Consider the following 16629-nt stretch of genomic DNA (forward strand, 5'->3'; position numbering starts at 1 on the left):
CGCGACGTGCCCGAGCTCGTAGTGCTGACCGAGCAACTCAACGCCCCCGTCCCCGGCGGCACCGGCCGCTACACGGCGGAACTGCTGAAGGCCCTGCGGGAGACCGCGCCCAGCGGCTGGACGGTGACCACCGCGGCGACGGCGAACGCGGACCGCGTGATCAGGCTGCCGCGCCGGGCGCTGGTGGCGTTGTGGGAACGGGGACTGCCACCGAAGCTCGGCCCGCACGTGCACGCCCCCACGCCGCTCGCCCCGCTGCCGGGCGCGGTCGTGACGGTGCACGACGTCGTGCCGTGGACACATCCGGAGACGCTCACGCCGCGCGGTGTCGCGTGGCACCGCAAGGTCATCGCGAAAGCGGCCGCCACCGCGAAAGCACTTGTCGTACCGACGAAGGCGGTCGCGGACCAACTGCGGGACCACGTGCGCGTCGAGGTTCCGGTGCACGTAGTGCCCAACGGAGTCACCAGGCTCGTGGGCGAGAAGCCACACGATCTTCCAGGACGCTACGTGCTCGCCATCGGCACGATCGAGCCGCGCAAGGGCTTCGACCTGTTGGTGAAGGCGACCGAGCGGCTGGACGTGCCGCTGGTCGTGATCGGGCCGCGGGGCTGGGGCGGCGTTGATCTGCGCGCGCCGCACGTCACGTTGCTGGGCAAGGTTTCCGACGAACGGCTGGCGTCGGTGCTGGCCGGTGCGACGGTGCTCGCGGCACCCAGTCTGGCCGAGGGTTTCGGGCTGCCGGTGCTGGAGGCGATGGCCGCCGGCGTCCCCGTCGTGCACTCCGACGACCCCGCTCTCGTCGAGGTCGCCGGCGGTGCTGGAACGGCCGTTCGGCGCGGGGATCTGGGCTCTTTGACGGAAGGTTTGCGGCAAGTGTTGATGGATCCGCATCACACCATCGCGGCCGCTTTCACCCGCGCGAGTGAGTTCACCTGGGAAAAGACCGCACGAGGTGTCTGGGACACGCACATGTAACGACCGGATTAGCGCATTCTCGCTAAACGCATTCGCAACTGACATTACGCTAGCTGATCGTGCCGACCGCCGAACCCAGCGTGCTGATCGACGCCACCGCGGTTCCCGCAGACCGGGGTGGCGTCGGCCGTTACGTGGATTCGCTCGTCGCGGCACTGGACGCCGACGGCACCAGGTTGTCCGTCGTGTGCCAGCCGCGCGACGAAGAGCTCTACACCAAGATCGCACCGAACGCCCGCGTCGTGCGGGCCGCCGACGCCGTCGCCACCAGGACAGCCCGGCTGGCCTGGGAGCAGACGACGTTGCCGCGCCTGGTGCGGTCGCTCGGAGTCGACGTCGTGCACTCACCGCACTACACACTTCCGTTGGCCAGCAAGGCCGCATCGGTCGTGACGCTGCACGACGCCACGTTCTTCACCGACCCCGTGCTGCACTCGTCGGTCAAGGCGCGCTTCTTCCGGGCGTGGACCCGCGCCTCGTTGAAGCGCGCGGATCTGTGCGTGGTGCCGTCCCAGGCGACGTCCGCCGAGCTGGTGCGCGTCGCCGGAGCCGACAGCCGCGTCCTGCACATCGCGCAGCACGGCGTCGACACCGAACGGTTCCACCCGCCGTCGCCGGACGAGATCACCACGGTCCGGCGGACGCTGTCGTTGGGCGACACGCCATACGTGGCGTTCCTCGGCGCGCTGGAGCCGCGCAAGAACGTCCCCGCGCTGATCCGCGGGTTCGCCCAGGCGATGGTCGGCCGCACCGACCCGCCCGCGCTCGTGCTCGCCGGCCAGCCCGGCTGGGACAGCCAGGTCGAACGCGCGCTCGACTCGGTGCCGCACCGGATCCGCGTGATCAGGGCCGGCTACCTGCCGTTCGAACAGCTCGCGGGCTTCCTCGGCGGCGCCCAGCTGGTGGCGTACCCGTCGCTCGGCGAGGGCTTCGGCCTGCCGGTGCTCGAAGCGATGGCGTGCGGCGCCTGCGTGCTCACGACCCGAAGACTGTCGCTGCCAGAGGTCGGTGGCGAGGCGGTCGCGTACTGCGGTGTCGGAGCGGGGGACATCGCGGCGGCGATCGCCGATCTGTTGGACGATCCCGCCCGCCGCTCGGCCCTGGCAGCTTCCGGACAGCGACGCGCGAAGGACTTCTCCTGGGCGGTGAGCGCCGAACGCCACCGGCTCGCCTACGAGCGGGCGGTGCTGGTGCGCCGCCGCCGGTGAAACGCGAGCCACTACTGTGTCGCGCGTGAACTACGGCGACGGACTTGGTGTCGTGACGGTCACGTACTCGCCGGGCGAGACGCTGGCACCGTTCGTGGACACCCTCGCGAAGGCGACGACCCGCTCGGTGCAGGTGATCCTCGCCGACAACGGTTCCACCGACGGCGTGCCGGAACAGATCGCCCGAGAACGCGAGCACGTCACGTTCCTGCCGACCGGCGGCAACCTCGGCTACGGCCGGGCCGCGAACATCGGTGTGGCGGCGTTCGGGCAGGACGTCGGCTGGGTGCTGATCGCCAACCCGGACATCGAGTTCGCGCCGGGCAGCGTCGACACGTTGATCGAGGCCGGTTCGCGGTGGCCTCGGGGCGGCATGTTCGGGCCGCTGATCCGCGAGCCGAACGGTGAGGTGTACCCGTCGGCACGGCTGCTGCCCTCGCTGGGCCGCGGTCTCGGGCACGCGGTGTTCGGCTCGTTCTGGAAGTCGAACCCGTGGACGCGCGCGTACCGGCAGGAGAAGACGCCGGTCGAGCGGACCGCCGGATGGCTGTCGGGCAGCTGCTTCCTGATGCGGCGCGAGGCGTTCGACTCGGTCAAGGGCTTCGACGAGCGCTACTTCATGTACTTCGAGGACGTGGATCTCGGCGACCGCGTCACCAGGGCCGGCTGGCAGTGCGTCTACGTGCCCGACGCCGAGGTCACGCACATCGGCGGTCACGCCACCGCGCGGTCGTCGGACCGGATGCTGCGTGAGCACCACCGCAGCGCCTACCGCTACCTCGCCGACCGGCACCAGGGCGCGCTGTGGGCGCCGTTCCGGTTGCTGGTGAAGGCAGGGCTGACACTGCGGGTGAAGATCCTCACACGGGGTTGAGCCGCCGGCCCCTGGGAACCTGCTCCGGTCGTGGGCGTCCTCCCAGCATGAGGAGGCAGCCGTGAGGCGACCACTACCACTCATCGTGATCGGGCTGGTCGCGATCGCCGCCGCGGTCGTGCTGGGCGCGATCGTGCCCGAGCGGTACGAGCTCGCGGTGCTCGCCCCGTGCTGCCTGCTGTCGCTCGCGTTCGCGTGGGGAGTGGGCAAGCTCGGCCCGGCGTGGCTGGTGCTGCCCGCGTTCATGGTCGTGATCCCCGGCACGGCGGTGCTGGTCGGCGACGGTCACCGCGCGTTGATGGACGTGCTCGCGACGCCGCAGACGTGCGTGATCACGAGCGTCGAGGACCTCCCCCGGCCCGACAACCCCGCCTTCGCGCACCACGTCACCTGCCCCGACGGCGCGCAGCTGCGGATCGTCGTATTGGGCGAGCAGGACAAGAAGATGGTGCCGGGACCGGCCACCGTGCTGCGGCACCCGCTGATGCGGCCGTTGCTCGCCGACCGCAACGACTGGTCCGGCGACTGGGTGTTCGGGGTACCAATCGCGATCTTGTTGCTGCTGATCTGTGCAACCACACTGCGGGCGCGCAGAGTGATGAGGCAGGCTTAGCACGTGGATCGCGCATCACTGCCTGTCGTGTCCGTCGTCGTCGTCAACTACCACGGCGCTGAGGACACCGTCACCTGCGTGCGCGGGCTCGCCGAGGTGGACTACCCGGCCGAGTTGTTGCAGGTGATCGTCGTCGACAACGAGGCGCACGACACCGCGCGGCTCAAGGCGGAGCTCCCCGGCGCGAAGATCATCACGTCGGACCGGAACCTCGGGTTCGCGGGCGGCTGCAACCTCGGTGTCGAGCACGCCACCGGCAGCGTGCTGGCGTTCCTGAACAACGACGCGCGTGCGGACCGCGACTGGATCAAGACCGCGATCAGGGTCTTCCACGCGGAGCCGTCGGTCGCCGCGGTCGCGAGCAAGGTGCTCGACTGGGAAGGCCAGAAGATCGACTTCGTCGACGGCGGGCTGACCTGGTTCGGCATGGGCTACAAGCGCCACGCCGGGCAGGACGACACCGGCGCGTACGACATCCCGCAGGACGTGCTGTTCGGCACCGGGTCGGCGATGTTCGTGCGCGCGGAGGTCTACCGCGAGCTCGGCGGGTTCGACGACCGGTTCTTCATGTTCTACGAGGACGTCGACCTCGGCTGGCGGCTCAACCTCCGCGGCTGGCGGATCCGCTACGAGCCCGCGTCGCTCACGTTCCACCGCCACCACGCGTCGATGACCTCGATCGACCACAGCCGCGAGCTGTACCTGCTGGAGCGCAACGCACTCGCGTCGCTGTACAAGAACTTCTCCGACGAGACGCTCGCCAAGGTGCTGCCCGCCGCGCTGGCGTTGTGCGTGCGCAGGGCCACCGCACGCGGTGAGATCGACCCGACGCAGCTGGAGATCACCCGCAGGCCGTCGGACCCCGCGCTGGACCGCGAGCCGGTCGGGGTGCCCCGGCAGGCGCTGGCCGGGTTCCTCGCGATCGACCAGTTCGTCGAGCTGATGCCGTCGCTGGCCGAGTCGCGCAAGATCGAGCAGGCCGCGCGCCGCAGGTCCGACACCGACCTGGTGCCGTTGATGCGCAAGGCGTTGGAACCGGCCTATCCCCTGCCGCGTTACCTCGCGGCGCACGACATCCTCGTCGACGTCCTCGGCCTGGACGAGGTGTTCGGCAAGCCGCGCAAGATCCTGGTGATCACCGGCGACGCGATCTCCGACCGGATGGCGGGCCCCGCGATCCGCGCCTGGCACATGGCCGACGTGCTGTCCGGCGAGCACCAGGTGCGGCTGGTCACGACCAACCCGTTGTGCGTGCCGCCGGACGCGCCGTTCGCCGTCGAACGCGCCCGGCCGAAGGAACTGCCGCCGCACGTCGCGTGGGCGGACGTGGTCGTGCTGCAGGGCCACGCGCTGGAGATGATCGGCGAGCTGAAGAGGCCGTCGTCGACCAAGATCGTGGTCTGCGACATGTACGACCCGATGCACCTCGAACTGCTGGAACAGGGCAAGGACGACACCGACGAGAAGCGCGCCCTCGACCTCGAGACCGTCACGCGGGTGCTGAACACGCAGCTCGAACGCGGCGACTTCTTCCTGTGCGCGTCGGAACGGCAGCGTCACTTCTGGCTCGGCCACCTGGCCGCACTCGGCCGTCTCACGCCGACGTTGTACGACAACGACCCCACGACGCAGTCGTTGCTCGGGATCGTCCCCTTCGGACTGTCGGGCAAGCCGCCGCAGCGCACCGGCCCTGCCGTCAAGGGTGTGGTGCCGGGCATCTCGGACACCGACAAGGTCGTGATCTGGGCCGGTGGCGTCTACTCGTGGTTCGACCCGCTGTCGTTGATCCACGCGATGGACCGGCTGCGCACGCGGCGTTCCGACGCGAAGCTGTTCTTCCTCGGCATGAAGCACCCGAACCCCGAGGTGCCGGACATGGACATCGCCGGCCAGACGCGCGCGTTGTCGGCGTCGCTGGAGCTGACCGGTTCGACCGTGTTCTTCAACGACGGCTGGGTGCCGTACCAGGACCGGCAGAACTTCCTGCTCGACGCGTCCTGTGGCGTCACAACGCATTACGAGCACGTGGAGACCACGTTCGCGTTCCGCACGCGGGTGCTCGACTACCTGTGGGCGGGGCTGCCGATCGTCACCACGTCCGGCGACTCGTTCGCGGACCTGGTGGTGCGGGAAGGTTTGGGCGTCGTCGTGCCGCCGGAGGATCCGGAGGCACTGGCCGACGCGCTGGAGAAGGTGCTCTACGACGACGAGTTCGCGGCCGCGTGCCGTGAGCGCATCGCCGTCGTCCGCGAACGGTTCACCTGGGAGACGGCGCTCGCGCCGCTGGCGGAGTTCTGCCGCGACCCCAGGCCGGCCGCGGACCGTCTGCCTGGCTCCGCACCCCTGGTGCGCACACCGGGGTTGAGCAAGGCGGACAAGGTGAAGCGGGACCTGCAACTGGTGCGCGAGTACCTGGACGCGGGTGGCCCGACCGAGTTGGCCAAGCGGGCGACGGGGCGTCTGCGCAAGATCGCGCGTGGTGGACGTCATGGCTAGAGCTCTCTCCGTGCTGCTCGACGGCACACCCCTGCTCGGACATCGCACAGGAATCGGCCGCTACACCGCGGCCCTGGCGGAAGAACTGGCTTCCATGCCGGAGGAGGCCGACGTACGGGCGGTCGCCTTCACGTTGCGCGGCTGGCGCGCGCTGCGGACGGTGTTGCCGCACGACGTCACCGCCCGCGGCCTGCCCGTCGCGGCACGGGCGCTGCGCCAGCTGTGGCTGCGCGCCCCGTTCCCGCCGGTCGAGCTGCTGGCGGGGTTCTCCGACGTCATGCACGGCACGAACTTCGTGCTGCCGCCGACCATTCGAGCCGGACGCGTGGTGACGATCCACGACCTGGCTTTCCTGGACTCACCCGGCGACCTGCCGCCGTCCGACCACCGGCTGCCGGAACTGGTCCGGCTGTCGGCCCAGCGCGCGGACGTGATCTGCACACCGACCGCGGCCGTCGCTTCCGTCGTGGCCGACCGGTTCTCGGTGCCGCTGGAGAAGATCGTGGTCACGCCGCTCGGCGTCGACCCGGCCTGGTTCGCGTCCCGGCCGCCGTCGGTGACTTTGCGCGGCCGGTTGGGGCTGCCGTCGGAGTACCTGCTGTTCGTGGGAGCGGACGGGCCGCGCAAGGGCCTCGAGTACCTGATCAAGGCGCACGCGGCGGATCCGTCGTTGCCACCGCTGGTGATCGTGGGGCCCGGCCGGTCCGGAGTGGACGGTCGGGTGCTGCGGACCGGGTACCTGTCGGACGTGCACCTGCGGTCGGTCGTCGCCGGGGCGACCGCTCTGGTGCTGCCGTCACGGGACGAGGGTTTCGGGCTGCCGGTGCTGGAAGCGTTGGCGTGCAACGTTCCAGTGGTGTGCTCGGACGTGCCCGCGCTGCGCGAGGTCGCCGGCGGGCACGCGTTGCACGTGCCGGTCGGAGACGTCGAGGCACTGGCCGAGGGGATGGCTCAGGCCGTCGCGGCACCGGCCACTCCCGCGGCTCAGGCCGAGCGGCGCGCGTACGCGGCCGGGTTCACCTGGCGGCGGTGCGCGGAGAAGACCGTCGAGGCGTACCGGAAGAGCAGGGCGTAGCGCTGCGGGGCGTCAGGAAACCTGACGCCCCAACGACTTCACCGAGAGTGCGGCCTCGGCGAGTACCTGTCGAGCTGGCTCAGCGACACCTGCCGCGAGCCCGTGACAACGGCAACGCACTTCAGGAAGCGCTGCCGATCGGAATCCGCTGTCGCGGGACGCTGGGGGTTGCGCCCGGAATCGAACATGCCGAACAGGTTCCCGCACTTGGAACAGCCGTGCCAGACCGGTCACTCCAATGGCGCAGCACCGGTACGGGGAGCTACCACACCAGCCTTGATTGCCTCCGAAAGGGCGCTTCGCCAGTGCGGCAACGGACGTAGTCCCGCTGCTGCCCACGCCGCACCCGACAGCACCGAGTAGGCGGGTCGCGGGGCCGGGCGCGGGAAGTCGGCCGTGGTGCACGGCTGCACGCGGGCCGGGTCGGCGCCCAGTTCCTCGAAAATCGCCTGTGCGAAACGGAACCACGTCGTTTCGCCACCGCCGGTGGCGTGCAGGAGACGTTGCTCCGGCAGAACCGAGGCCAGCTCGAGAAGGCCTGCCGCGAGGTCGTGGGACCACGTCGGCGAGCCGCGCTGATCGTCCACAACGGACAGCGACGGGCGGGAGGATTCCAGTGCCGCAATGGTTTTCACGAAGTTCGTGCCCTGCACGCCGTAGACCCACGAGGTGCGCACGACCCAGCCGCCCGCGTTAAGCACACGGCGTTCGCCTTCGAGTTTCGTGCGACCGTACGCGGATTTCGGGCCGACCGGGTCGGAAGGCTCGTACGGCCGCGTCCCGTCACCGGAGAAGACGTAGTCCGTCGACACGTGGATCAACGGAATGCCAACGGAAGCGCATGCTTCGGCGAGCAGGCCGGCGCCGACGGCGTTGACCGCGAACGCGCGGTCCTCGTCCGTCTCGGCCGCGTCGACCGCGGTGTAGGCGGCGCAGTTGATCACCGCGGAGGCGCCCGCGAGATCGGCAGGGGACACCTCGGTCACGTCGAGCTCGGCGGACGACACCGCGCGGACGTCGGAGGAAAGGGCTGCGAGGTCGTGGCCGAGCTGGCCGCGACCACCGGGAACGAGGATCAACGCTCAGCCCTTCGCCAGCGCCGCGCGCTCCTTGAGCGGCTCCCACCAGGCGCGGTTCTCGCGGTACCACTCGACCGTGTCGGCGAGACCGACGGTGAAGTCGACGCGCGGCGCGTAACCCAGTTCGGACGAGATCTTGGAGATGTCGACGGAGTAGCGGCGGTCGTGGCCCTTGCGGTCGGTCACCGGCTCGACGAACGACCAGTCGCGGCCCGTCGCGGCCAGCAGCTTCTCGGTCAGCTCGCGGTTGGTGAGCTCGGTGCCGCCGCCGATGTTGTAGATCTCACCCGGCCGGCCGCCCTCGGCGACGAGCTGGATGCCGCGGCAGTGGTCGTCGACGTGCAGCCAGTCGCGCACGTTCAGGCCGTCGCCGTAAAGGGGCACCTTCTTGCCATCGATCAAATTGGTGACGAAGAGGGGAATTACCTTTTCGGGGAACTGATACGGCCCGTAATTGTTCGAACACCGGGTGATGCTCACCGGCAGGCCGTGGGTGCGGTGGAACGCACGGGCGAGCAGATCGGAGGAGGCCTTGGACGCCGAGTACGGGGAGTTGGGCTCGAGGATGTGCGTCTCCGACCACGAACCGTTGTCGATGGAGCCGTAGACCTCGTCCGTCGAGACGTGCACGAACCGGCCGACGCCCGCGTTCAGCGCGCCCTGCAGCAGGGTCTGCGTGCCCAGCACGTTGGTCAGCACGAAGTCGGCCGACCCGGTGATGGAGCGGTCGACGTGCGACTCGGCGGCGAAGTGCACGACCACGTCGACGCCGCGCATGTGCTCGGCCACGACTTCGGCGTCGCAGATGTCGCCGCGCACGAACTCGAACTTGCCGGCGACCGGCGCGAGGTTGGTCTCGCTGCCCGCGTAGGTGAGCTTGTCGAGCACCACGACTTCGGCACCCGCGAAGGCCGGATACGAGCCGCTCACCAACTCCCGCACGTAGTGCGAGCCGATGAAGCCGGCCCCACCTGTCACCAGTACGCGCATGCTCATTTCCTCCTGTGGTGTCCCCGCTCGCAGTCTGTCACGTACCTAATCGCTGCAACCCACAGCAACGTCACGTCGTGTGTCCTATAAACGACTAAACTCGACGTGGTGGGGGAGGAAACGGCTGTGGAAGGCGGGAGTCTGCCGGTCAGGGTGGAGGGGACCCGACCGTCAACGGCTCTGCGCGCCCTCCTCACGGCCGGAAAGATCTTCGTGGCACTGGTTTCGGCTGCTGTGCTCCTCGTCACGTCCTACGGCTGGGGCAAGTTGCGGGCCGCCGACAACGGCATCGTCAAGACCAAGGTCATCGAGGACGAGATCGCGAAGGACGCCGGGCGCAAGCCGCTCGACGGCGCCGTCGACATCCTCCTGGTCGGCATGGACAGCCGCACCGACGCGCAGGGCAACCCGCTGTCGAAGGAAGCTCTGGCGCTGCTCAACGGCGGGTACGCCGACGGTGAGCAGAACACCGACACGATGATCCTCGTACACATCCCCGTCGACGGCACGCGCGCGATCGCGATCTCGTTCCCGCGCGACTCCTACGTCGAGATCGCCGAGGGGTTCGGCAAGCACAAGCTCAACTCCGCGTTCGCCCGCAAGCGCAACACCGTCGACCAGGAGATGCGCGCCAAGGGCGAGACCGACGAGCAGAAGATCCGCACCGAGTCGATGGCGGCCGGGCGCAAGACGCTGATCAAGACGATCGAGAACATGACCGGCGGCACCGTGCGGATCGACCGGTACGCCGAGGTCAACCTCGCCAGCTTCTACGAGGTCACGAAGGCCATCGGCGGCGTGGAGGTCTGCGTGAAGGAGGACACGCAGGACAGCGACTCCGGCGCGAACTTCAAGGCTGGCCCGCAGACGATCGAGGGTGCGCGGGCGCTGTCGTTCGTGCGGCAGCGCAAGGGCCTGCCCGGCGGTGACCTCGACCGGATCGTGCGGCAGCAGGTGTTCATCGGGGCACTCGCGAAGAAGGTGCTGTCGACCGGCACGCTGACCGACCCGAGCAAGCTGAACGGCCTGGTCGAGGCCGTGCAGAAGTCCGTGATCCTGAGCGACGGCTGGGACATCACGACGTTCGCCGAGCAGATGCAGGGCCTGGTGGGCGGCAACATCGAGTTCCGCACCATCCCGGTGGGCGACCCGATGGACACGTACGGCGACGGAAACGTGCTGCCGGTGAATCCGGCCCAGGTGCGGAAGTTCCTCACGAGCCTCGCGGCGGACAAGTCTCCGTCGAGCTCGTCGTCGGCGCCCACCACGACGCTGCCCGCGCCGCCGAACTCGTCGATCACCGTGAACGTCTACAACGCGGCAGGCATCCAGGGCCTCGCGAGCCAGGTGCAGAACGCGTTGGTCGCCAAGGGTTTCAAGCGCGGGTTCGTCGACTCGGCGCAGAACAGCGACACGACGGTCGTGCGGTACGCGGCCGGTGAGGAAGGGGCGGCGCGCAAGGTCGCGGCCGAGGTCGGGCCGAACGTGACGGTCGAGGAGAACGCGTCCGTCCGAAAAGGACAGGTGCAGGTCTTCGTCGGCACCGACTACTCCGCTTCGAACGACGGCGAGGACGTCGACCCGCAGGCCGCGCCCGGCACGTCGTCGACCGCCCCGTCGAGCAGCGCTCCGCCCATCACGGCGGGCGGACTGGTCTGCGTGAACTGAAAACCCGGTGTAACGGCCTTCCGATAGTTACGCTGAGCACGCAAATCCAGCACGACGGAGGACCAACGTTGAGCGCTGCCACCCGCGCGAAGAAGACCGCACTGGTCGTCGGCCGGACGGCCGTCGCGCTGGTCGCCGTGACGACGCTGGCCTTCTCGGGCTACTTCTGGGCCGCGCTGAAGCTCGTGAAGCAGAACACCAACACCACGCAGATCCTCGAGGTGCTGCAGGACATCCCGAACTCGCCGCCCGTCGAGGACGGTGCGGTCGACATCCTGCTGGTGGGCAGCGACAGCCGGACGGACGCCCAGGGCAGGCCGCTTCCCGCGGACGTGTTGCGCCAGTTGCGCACCGAGGGCACGGACACGGTGAACACCGACACGATCATCGTGATGCGGGTACCGCGCAACGGCGGCAAGGTCACCGCGATCTCCATCCCCCGCGACACGTACGTGCCGATCGCCGGCTACCGCGAAGACAAGATCAACTCCGCGTACGGCGCGGTGAAGTTCCTGACCGCCGAACGGCTGCAGGCCGAGGGCGTGAGCGACCAGCAGGAGCGCGAGCGCAAGTCCGACGAGGCCGGGCGCAAGGCGCTGGTGCAGGCGGTGCAGGACCTCACGGGGATGCGCGTCGACCACTACGCCGAGGTCAACCTCTACGGGTTCTACCTGCTGACCGAGGTGATCGGCGGCGTGAAGGTGTGCCTGAAGGCGGGCACGTCCGACCCGAACTCCGGCGCGAACTTCCGCGCGGGCGAGCAGGTGGTCTCCGGCGGCGACGCGCTGTCGTTCGTGCGGCAGCGGAACATGCCCGGCGGTGACCTCGGCCGCATCGCGCGGCAGCAGGTGTTCATGTCGCAGGCCATGAAGCAGCTGCTGTCCGCGGGCACGTTCACCGATCCCGCGCGGATGAAGGGGCTGCTGGACGCGGTCTCGAAATCGATCGTGGTGGACGAGAAGCTCGACCTGGCGACGCTCGCCACGCAGGCGCAGGGGCTCGCGTCGGGCAACGTGGAGTTCGCCACGATCCCGGTGACGAACATCGACGCGCGCAACGAACGCGGGCAGAGCGTGGTCACGGTGGACCGCGAGGCCGTGAAGGCGTGGGTGGCACAGCAGGTCGGCGAGAAGTCCAGGCCGACGCCGCCTTCCTCCAGCACCCCCACCGCGCCGTCGCGATTCGGTGCTGGAAAGCTGCTCTCGCTGGACGGCTTCCCGGCCGTGGCGGCTGCCGCCCAGCAGGATGTGCCCTGCGTCGACTAGGAGTGCCGCGTTGAGCGTGACCGAGATCCTCTTCACGCCGTTGCTGAAGGCCGACTCCGGCCGTCCGCTGATCACGCATTACGACGACGCGGTGGGCTCGCGCATCGAGCTGTCCCGCGCGACCATCGCGAACTGGGCCGCGAAGACGGCGAACTGGCTGCGGGACGAGCACGACGTCGAGCCAGGTGACGCGGTGGCGGTGCTGCTGCCCGCGCACTGGCAGACCGCGGGCCTGTTGCTCGGCGCGTGGTGGTGCGGCGCCCACGTCGTGGGTGCGGGCGTCGAGGCGAAGGTCGCCGTGGTGCCGAAGGGCGGGACCGCGGACGCGGACGTCGTGGCCGTGGCGTCGCTCGACACCTGGGGCCTGGGCTCAGGCGCCCCCGTCGACTACATGGACGACGTGCGCGGGCACGGTGACGACTTCACGCCGTGGGAACCGATCGCGGGTTCGACGCCTGCCCTCGGCGAGTCCACTGTGGACGAGCTGGTCGCACGAGCGCGCGAGCTGGGTGCGGGACTGGGCTCCGAGCCGCGCGTGCTGTCCACTTTGGAGTGGAACGTGCCCACTTCCGGTGTGGTGGAAGGCTTTCTGGCCGTGCTGGCGGCCGGTGGCTCACTGGTCCAGGTGAGCAATCCCGACGCGGGCCGGTTGGCCGCGCGCCGGGACAGCGAGAAAACTACGCTGCAGCTGGGTTGAGCACCTTGTTGTTCTTGAACAGCACGCGGTCCAGCGAGTAGGCGCCACCGTTGAAGCCGAGCGCGAGCGCGGCCGCGGCCAGCACGACGACGAGTTCGGAACCACCCTGACCGATCAGCGGCCCGGACGCGTGGACGAGCAGGAACGCGCCGAGCATGTTGACCGTGAGCAGCACGCCGGCGATCGGCAGCGCGAGGCCGACGATCAGCGCGAGGCCACCGGCGAGTTCGACGGTCGCGGCGAACGCGGACGAGACACCCGGCATCGGCACGCCCATCTGCGTGAAAGCCGCCGACGTGCCGGCGAGACCCCACTCGGTCCACTTCTGCCAGCCGTGCGCGACGAACACGATGCCGATCCCGATGCGGCCGATGAGTGCGGCGACGTCCTTGACCATGGTGCTTGCTCCCCGATCCTGTCGTTTCTGCTGGTCCTGTCGTTCAACCTCGAACCAAACTAGTACGGGTTTGAACAACCTTATGAAAACGACAGGAACCCGACAGCGAGCCCACAGGTTCGGTTCAGGTGCTACTTCCGCAAACGGACGCCGTCACCCTTCGCGCTGGTCAGCGACAGCGTCTGCCGGTCGATCTTGTACGTGACCTGCCCGGACAGCGCACCCAGCAGGGCCTTCTCGACGAGCGTCTGGTCCGGCCCGCACACCTTCTCGGTGTGCAGCAACGACGTGAACGTGATCGCCCGGCCGTCCACCTTGTAGGAGGCCGAACCCGAGTTGCAGCCGGTGAACACGTTGATCTTGCCGTCCATGAACGCGACCGTGGCGGTGACAGCTCCGGGGATCGACGAGACGGCGTCGCCGGTGACGAGGCTGTCGACGGTCCAGGTGCCGCCTTCGAGGGCAGCGGGCGCCTCCGTACCGAGCACGATCTCCGCGTCCGATCCGGTGATCACCAGGTTCCCGCCGTCCAGCTCCCACGACGGGCCCGCACTCAGCAGCTTCGACAGCCACTCGTCCTGCTTGTGCAGATCGGGGTTCGGACAGCCCATCGCGGTGCTGCCGAGGTCGGAGACGGACAACTTCCCGTCGCCGAGGGAAACCCGGCCCTGCATCATGTTGCAGCCCGCCCTGGCGATGAGTCTGCCGTCGTCGGTGAAGCTCAGTTCGATCGACGTGCCCTCGACCAGGGCACGCGGCTTGCCCTGCTCGGTGACCGAGGTGGAGACGAACACCTTGCCGCGCAGGTCTTTTCCCGGCGCGCCGCCCGCCGACCTGCCACCGCAACCTGACGCGACGACGAGCAGCGAGACGACGAGCGCGGCGAGGAGGATTCGCTTGGTCATGAGCCTAGGACGGAACGCGCTCGCTCCTCGGTTGCCCTCTTGACAGGACGGGCAGCGAGGGCTCTACTTAACCCAGCGGTTAGATAACCAAGCGGTTAGGTACAAGATGGATCAGCTGAGCGCCACCTTCGCCGCACTGGCGGACCCGACCCGCCGGGCGATCCTCGCGCGGCTCACCGAGGGCCCGGCGACGGTGAAGGAGCTCTCCGAGCCGTTCGACATCAGCGGCCCGGCGATCTCCAAACACCTGCGCGTGCTGGAGAAGGCAGGCCTGATCACCCGTGGCAGGGAAGCCCAGTGGCGTCCCTGCCGGCTCGACGCGACGCCGTTGAAGGAGGTCGCCGTGTGGGCGGAGAACTACCGCCGCTTCTGGGATGCGAGCTACGCACGCCTGGACGCACTCTTGACCGAGATGAAGGAGACAGAGCAATGACCACCGTCAAGTTCGGCACCACCGTGACCCTCCCGTCCGACACCGAGATCGCGATGTCCCGCACGTTCGACGCGCCCGCCTCGCTGGTGTGGGACGCGTTCACCAAGCCCTCACTGATCAAGCGCTGGCTGCTCGGCCCCGACGGCTGGGAGATGCCGATCTGCGAGGTCGACCTGCGCGTGGGCGGCAAGTGGCGCTACGGCTGGGCCCAGGCAGACGGTTCCGGCGCGTTCGAGATGCACGGCGAATACCAGGAAGTCTCGCCTCATTCGCGGATCGTCCACACCGAACACTTCGAGGACAACCCGCCTGCCGTGACAACGGTCGAGTTCGTCGAGTCCGGCGGCCAGACGACGATGACGACCGCGATGCGTCTGGTGTCGCAGGAGGCTCGCGACGCGGTGCTGGCCACCGGGATGGCTGACGGCGCGGGCCGTTCGTACGAGCGCCTGGGCGAGGTTCTCGCGACGCTGTGATTCGTCCACTTCGGACGTTTACGCGGAGCGTAGTCACCGGCCGTGGCCGCGGGTCCTCCGGTTGGGAACGTTGTGGGCGGTTACGTTCGGCCTCATGGGACGTTTCCTCGGTTTCCTCGGAGCCGTGGCCCTCATGCTCGGCTTCGCGGTGCTCTCCGCCCCGCTGGCCAACGCGACGGTCGGTGCTCGCTGGCAGATCGCGCCGTACCCGTCCGAGACCGGTCGCTGACGCCTGAGTCGTCCTGCGTGCTGGGCGCCAAGGGGTGCGATCGGTGACGCGATCGGCACGTGCGTGGCTGCTTAGTGGCTATGCCACCCGACGTGGCCTGTAATGCTCGTCGCGCGGCTCCCGATCAAAGGCGTGCACCGCCACCGAGATCGGGAGCCCGCAGTGACGTCGCCGAACTGGAAGGCCCGGTACGCCGAGATCCGCCCGACGTACGAGGCCTACGAGAAGAAGCTGCGCGAACTCGTCACCACGGTGCTGGAGCACGCGAAGATCGACGTCGTCCAGGTCGAGGGCCGGGTCAAGACGGTGGACAGCTTCGCCGAGAAGATCAGCCGCAAGTCCGGCAAGTACGCCGACCCGCTCAAGGACATGACCGACCTCGTCGGCCTGCGGATCATCGCGTACTACGTCGAGGACGTCGACAAGATCGTCTCGTTGCTGCGCAACGAGTTCAGGTGATCGAGGAGCACTCGGCGAACAAGCAGAGCGAGCTGGCACCAGACCAGTTCGGCTACATGTCCGACCACCTGATTACCCGCATCGGCAGCAGAGGGGCGTGGCCGGAGTGGGCGAACTACGCCGAGATTCCAGTCGAGTTCCAGGTGCGCACGACGTTGCAGCACGCGTGGGCCGCGGTGAACCACAAGCTGAGCTACAAGCGGGTCGAAGAGGTGCCGACCGCCTTGCAGCGCAGGCTGTTCCGGTTGAGCGCGCTGTTCGAGATGGCGGACGAGCAGTTCTCCGCGATCAGGAAGGCCGCCGCCGAACTGTCCGACGAGTACTCGGACAACGTGAAGCAGGGCAACCTCGACATCGAGATCGACGCCGACTCTGTCGACGCCTACATCCAGAACAGCGCCAAGGTCCGCGGCATCATGGCCGCCGCGGTGAAACGTGGGTTCGTGCTGAGCCCGGTCGACGGCCCAGGGGTCGAACAGCCCCGGAGCAGCCTCCTTCGACTCCTCGACTTCCTTCAGGTCAGGACCATCGGGCAGTTCGACGCCCTCCTGCCGGAGGTGGCCGAAGCCGCCGAGGCCTTGGCCATGAGAAAACAGGTACACAGGGAAATCTGCCCTGAACTGCATCTGCGCAGCGACGCCGCGGAGCACGAGATCCTCATCATCCTGCTGCTTCTGTACTACGACGTCCCTCAGTCGCTGTTTAGCACCATTTACAACGCTGGCTGGGAGTTCTTCCTCGAGACCAGGACGCGGTCGAGGAACCGGCAATGACCGGCTGCTTCCGC

18 protein-coding genes are annotated in these 16629 nt (G+C 68.7%); 14 read left to right on the plus strand and 4 right to left on the minus strand.

The genetic code is table 11. The features are described 5' to 3' along the window. Positions 1–6 precede the first annotated feature (6 nt). From JOD27_RS16075 to JOD27_RS16100, 6 genes are all read left to right on the plus strand, one after another. Positions 7–978 (plus strand): glycosyltransferase family 4 protein, encoded by a 972-nt coding sequence (locus JOD27_RS16075; protein WP_204763054.1) that lies wholly within the window; start codon positions 7–9, stop codon positions 976–978. A gap of 80 nt (positions 979–1058) precedes the next feature. Continuing rightward, positions 1059–2186: a glycosyltransferase family 4 protein gene (locus JOD27_RS16080; protein WP_204763359.1), complete on the plus strand. Its 1128-nt coding sequence runs from the start codon at positions 1059–1061 to the stop codon at positions 2184–2186. A 25-nt stretch (positions 2187–2211) separates the two neighbouring features. Beyond that, complete coding sequence (locus JOD27_RS16085) at positions 2212–3060, plus strand: glycosyltransferase family 2 protein (protein WP_204763055.1); 849 nt, start codon at positions 2212–2214, stop codon at positions 3058–3060. A gap of 61 nt (positions 3061–3121) precedes the next feature. After that, positions 3122–3673, plus strand: coding sequence for a hypothetical protein (locus JOD27_RS16090; RefSeq protein ID WP_204763056.1), 552 nt, complete (start codon positions 3122–3124; stop codon positions 3671–3673). 3 nt (positions 3674–3676) lie between these two features. Beyond that, positions 3677–6169 carry a glycosyltransferase gene (locus JOD27_RS16095; RefSeq protein WP_307830152.1) on the plus strand — a complete coding sequence of 831 codons (2493 nt, stop codon included), beginning with the start codon at positions 3677–3679 and terminating at the stop codon, positions 6167–6169. Then, positions 6162–7244 (plus strand): glycosyltransferase family 4 protein, encoded by a 1083-nt coding sequence (locus JOD27_RS16100; RefSeq protein ID WP_204763057.1) that lies wholly within the window; start codon positions 6162–6164, stop codon positions 7242–7244. The genes JOD27_RS16095 and JOD27_RS16100 overlap by 8 nt, the downstream gene beginning before the upstream one ends. A 230-nt stretch (positions 7245–7474) precedes the next feature. On the opposite strand, the gene rfbD is transcribed toward JOD27_RS16100, so the two are convergent. Continuing rightward, positions 7475–8323, minus strand: coding sequence for a dTDP-4-dehydrorhamnose reductase (gene rfbD, locus JOD27_RS16105; protein ID WP_204763058.1), 849 nt, complete (start codon positions 8321–8323; stop codon positions 7475–7477). A 3-nt stretch (positions 8324–8326) separates the two neighbouring features. Continuing rightward, positions 8327–9313, minus strand: coding sequence for a dTDP-glucose 4,6-dehydratase (rfbB, locus tag JOD27_RS16110; RefSeq protein WP_204763059.1), 987 nt, complete (start codon positions 9311–9313; stop codon positions 8327–8329). 108 nt (positions 9314–9421) lie between these two features. Here rfbB and JOD27_RS16115 point away from each other — a divergent pair, with 108 nt between their 5' ends. From JOD27_RS16115 to JOD27_RS16125, 3 genes are all read left to right on the plus strand, one after another. Then, positions 9422–10981 (plus strand): LCP family protein, encoded by a 1560-nt coding sequence (locus JOD27_RS16115; RefSeq protein ID WP_307830153.1) that lies wholly within the window; start codon positions 9422–9424, stop codon positions 10979–10981. 68 nt (positions 10982–11049) lie between these two features. Further along, positions 11050–12246: an LCP family protein gene (locus JOD27_RS16120; protein ID WP_204763060.1), complete on the plus strand. Its 1197-nt coding sequence runs from the start codon at positions 11050–11052 to the stop codon at positions 12244–12246. Between the two features lie 10 nt (positions 12247–12256). Continuing rightward, on the plus strand, positions 12257–12943 hold the full coding sequence (locus tag JOD27_RS16125; RefSeq protein ID WP_204763061.1) for a TIGR03089 family protein: 687 nt from the start codon (positions 12257–12259) through the stop codon (positions 12941–12943). On the opposite strand, the gene JOD27_RS16130 is transcribed toward JOD27_RS16125, so the two are convergent. Together JOD27_RS16130 and JOD27_RS16135 are read right to left on the minus strand one after the other, a co-directional pair. After that, the gene (locus tag JOD27_RS16130) at positions 12924–13340 is read right to left on the minus strand and encodes a DoxX family protein (RefSeq protein WP_204763062.1); all 417 of its coding nucleotides are present in this window, start codon (positions 13338–13340) and stop codon (positions 12924–12926) included. The two genes, JOD27_RS16125 and JOD27_RS16130, sit on opposite strands and share 20 nt — an antisense overlap. A gap of 131 nt (positions 13341–13471) precedes the next feature. After that, positions 13472–14245, minus strand: a complete 774-nt coding sequence (locus tag JOD27_RS16135) for an META domain-containing protein (RefSeq protein ID WP_204763063.1) — start codon at positions 14243–14245, stop codon at positions 13472–13474. Between the two features lie 106 nt (positions 14246–14351). Between JOD27_RS16135 and JOD27_RS16140 the strand changes: the two genes are divergently transcribed. The 5 genes from JOD27_RS16140 (at position 14352) to JOD27_RS16155 (ending at position 16615) form a co-directional block, all read left to right on the plus strand. Continuing rightward, the gene (locus JOD27_RS16140) at positions 14352–14678 is read left to right on the plus strand and encodes an ArsR/SmtB family transcription factor (RefSeq protein ID WP_204763064.1); all 327 of its coding nucleotides are present in this window, start codon (positions 14352–14354) and stop codon (positions 14676–14678) included. Continuing rightward, positions 14675–15154: an SRPBCC family protein gene (locus tag JOD27_RS16145; protein ID WP_204763065.1), complete on the plus strand. Its 480-nt coding sequence runs from the start codon at positions 14675–14677 to the stop codon at positions 15152–15154. The genes JOD27_RS16140 and JOD27_RS16145 overlap by 4 nt, the downstream gene beginning before the upstream one ends. Positions 15155–15248: 94 nt before the next feature. Then, on the plus strand, positions 15249–15383 hold the full coding sequence (locus tag JOD27_RS46050; protein ID WP_275591692.1) for a hypothetical protein: 135 nt from the start codon (positions 15249–15251) through the stop codon (positions 15381–15383). 162 nt (positions 15384–15545) lie between these two features. After that, positions 15546–15842, plus strand: a complete 297-nt coding sequence (locus JOD27_RS46055) for a RelA/SpoT domain-containing protein (protein ID WP_204763066.1) — start codon at positions 15546–15548, stop codon at positions 15840–15842. Beyond that, on the plus strand, positions 15839–16615 hold the full coding sequence (locus tag JOD27_RS16155; RefSeq protein WP_204763067.1) for a hypothetical protein: 777 nt from the start codon (positions 15839–15841) through the stop codon (positions 16613–16615). Before JOD27_RS46055 ends, JOD27_RS16155 begins: the two co-directional genes overlap by 4 nt. Positions 16616–16629 lie beyond the last annotated feature (14 nt).

The organism is Lentzea nigeriaca (genome assembly GCF_016907955.1).
Lineage (GTDB): Bacteria > Actinomycetota > Actinomycetes > Mycobacteriales > Pseudonocardiaceae > Lentzea > Lentzea nigeriaca.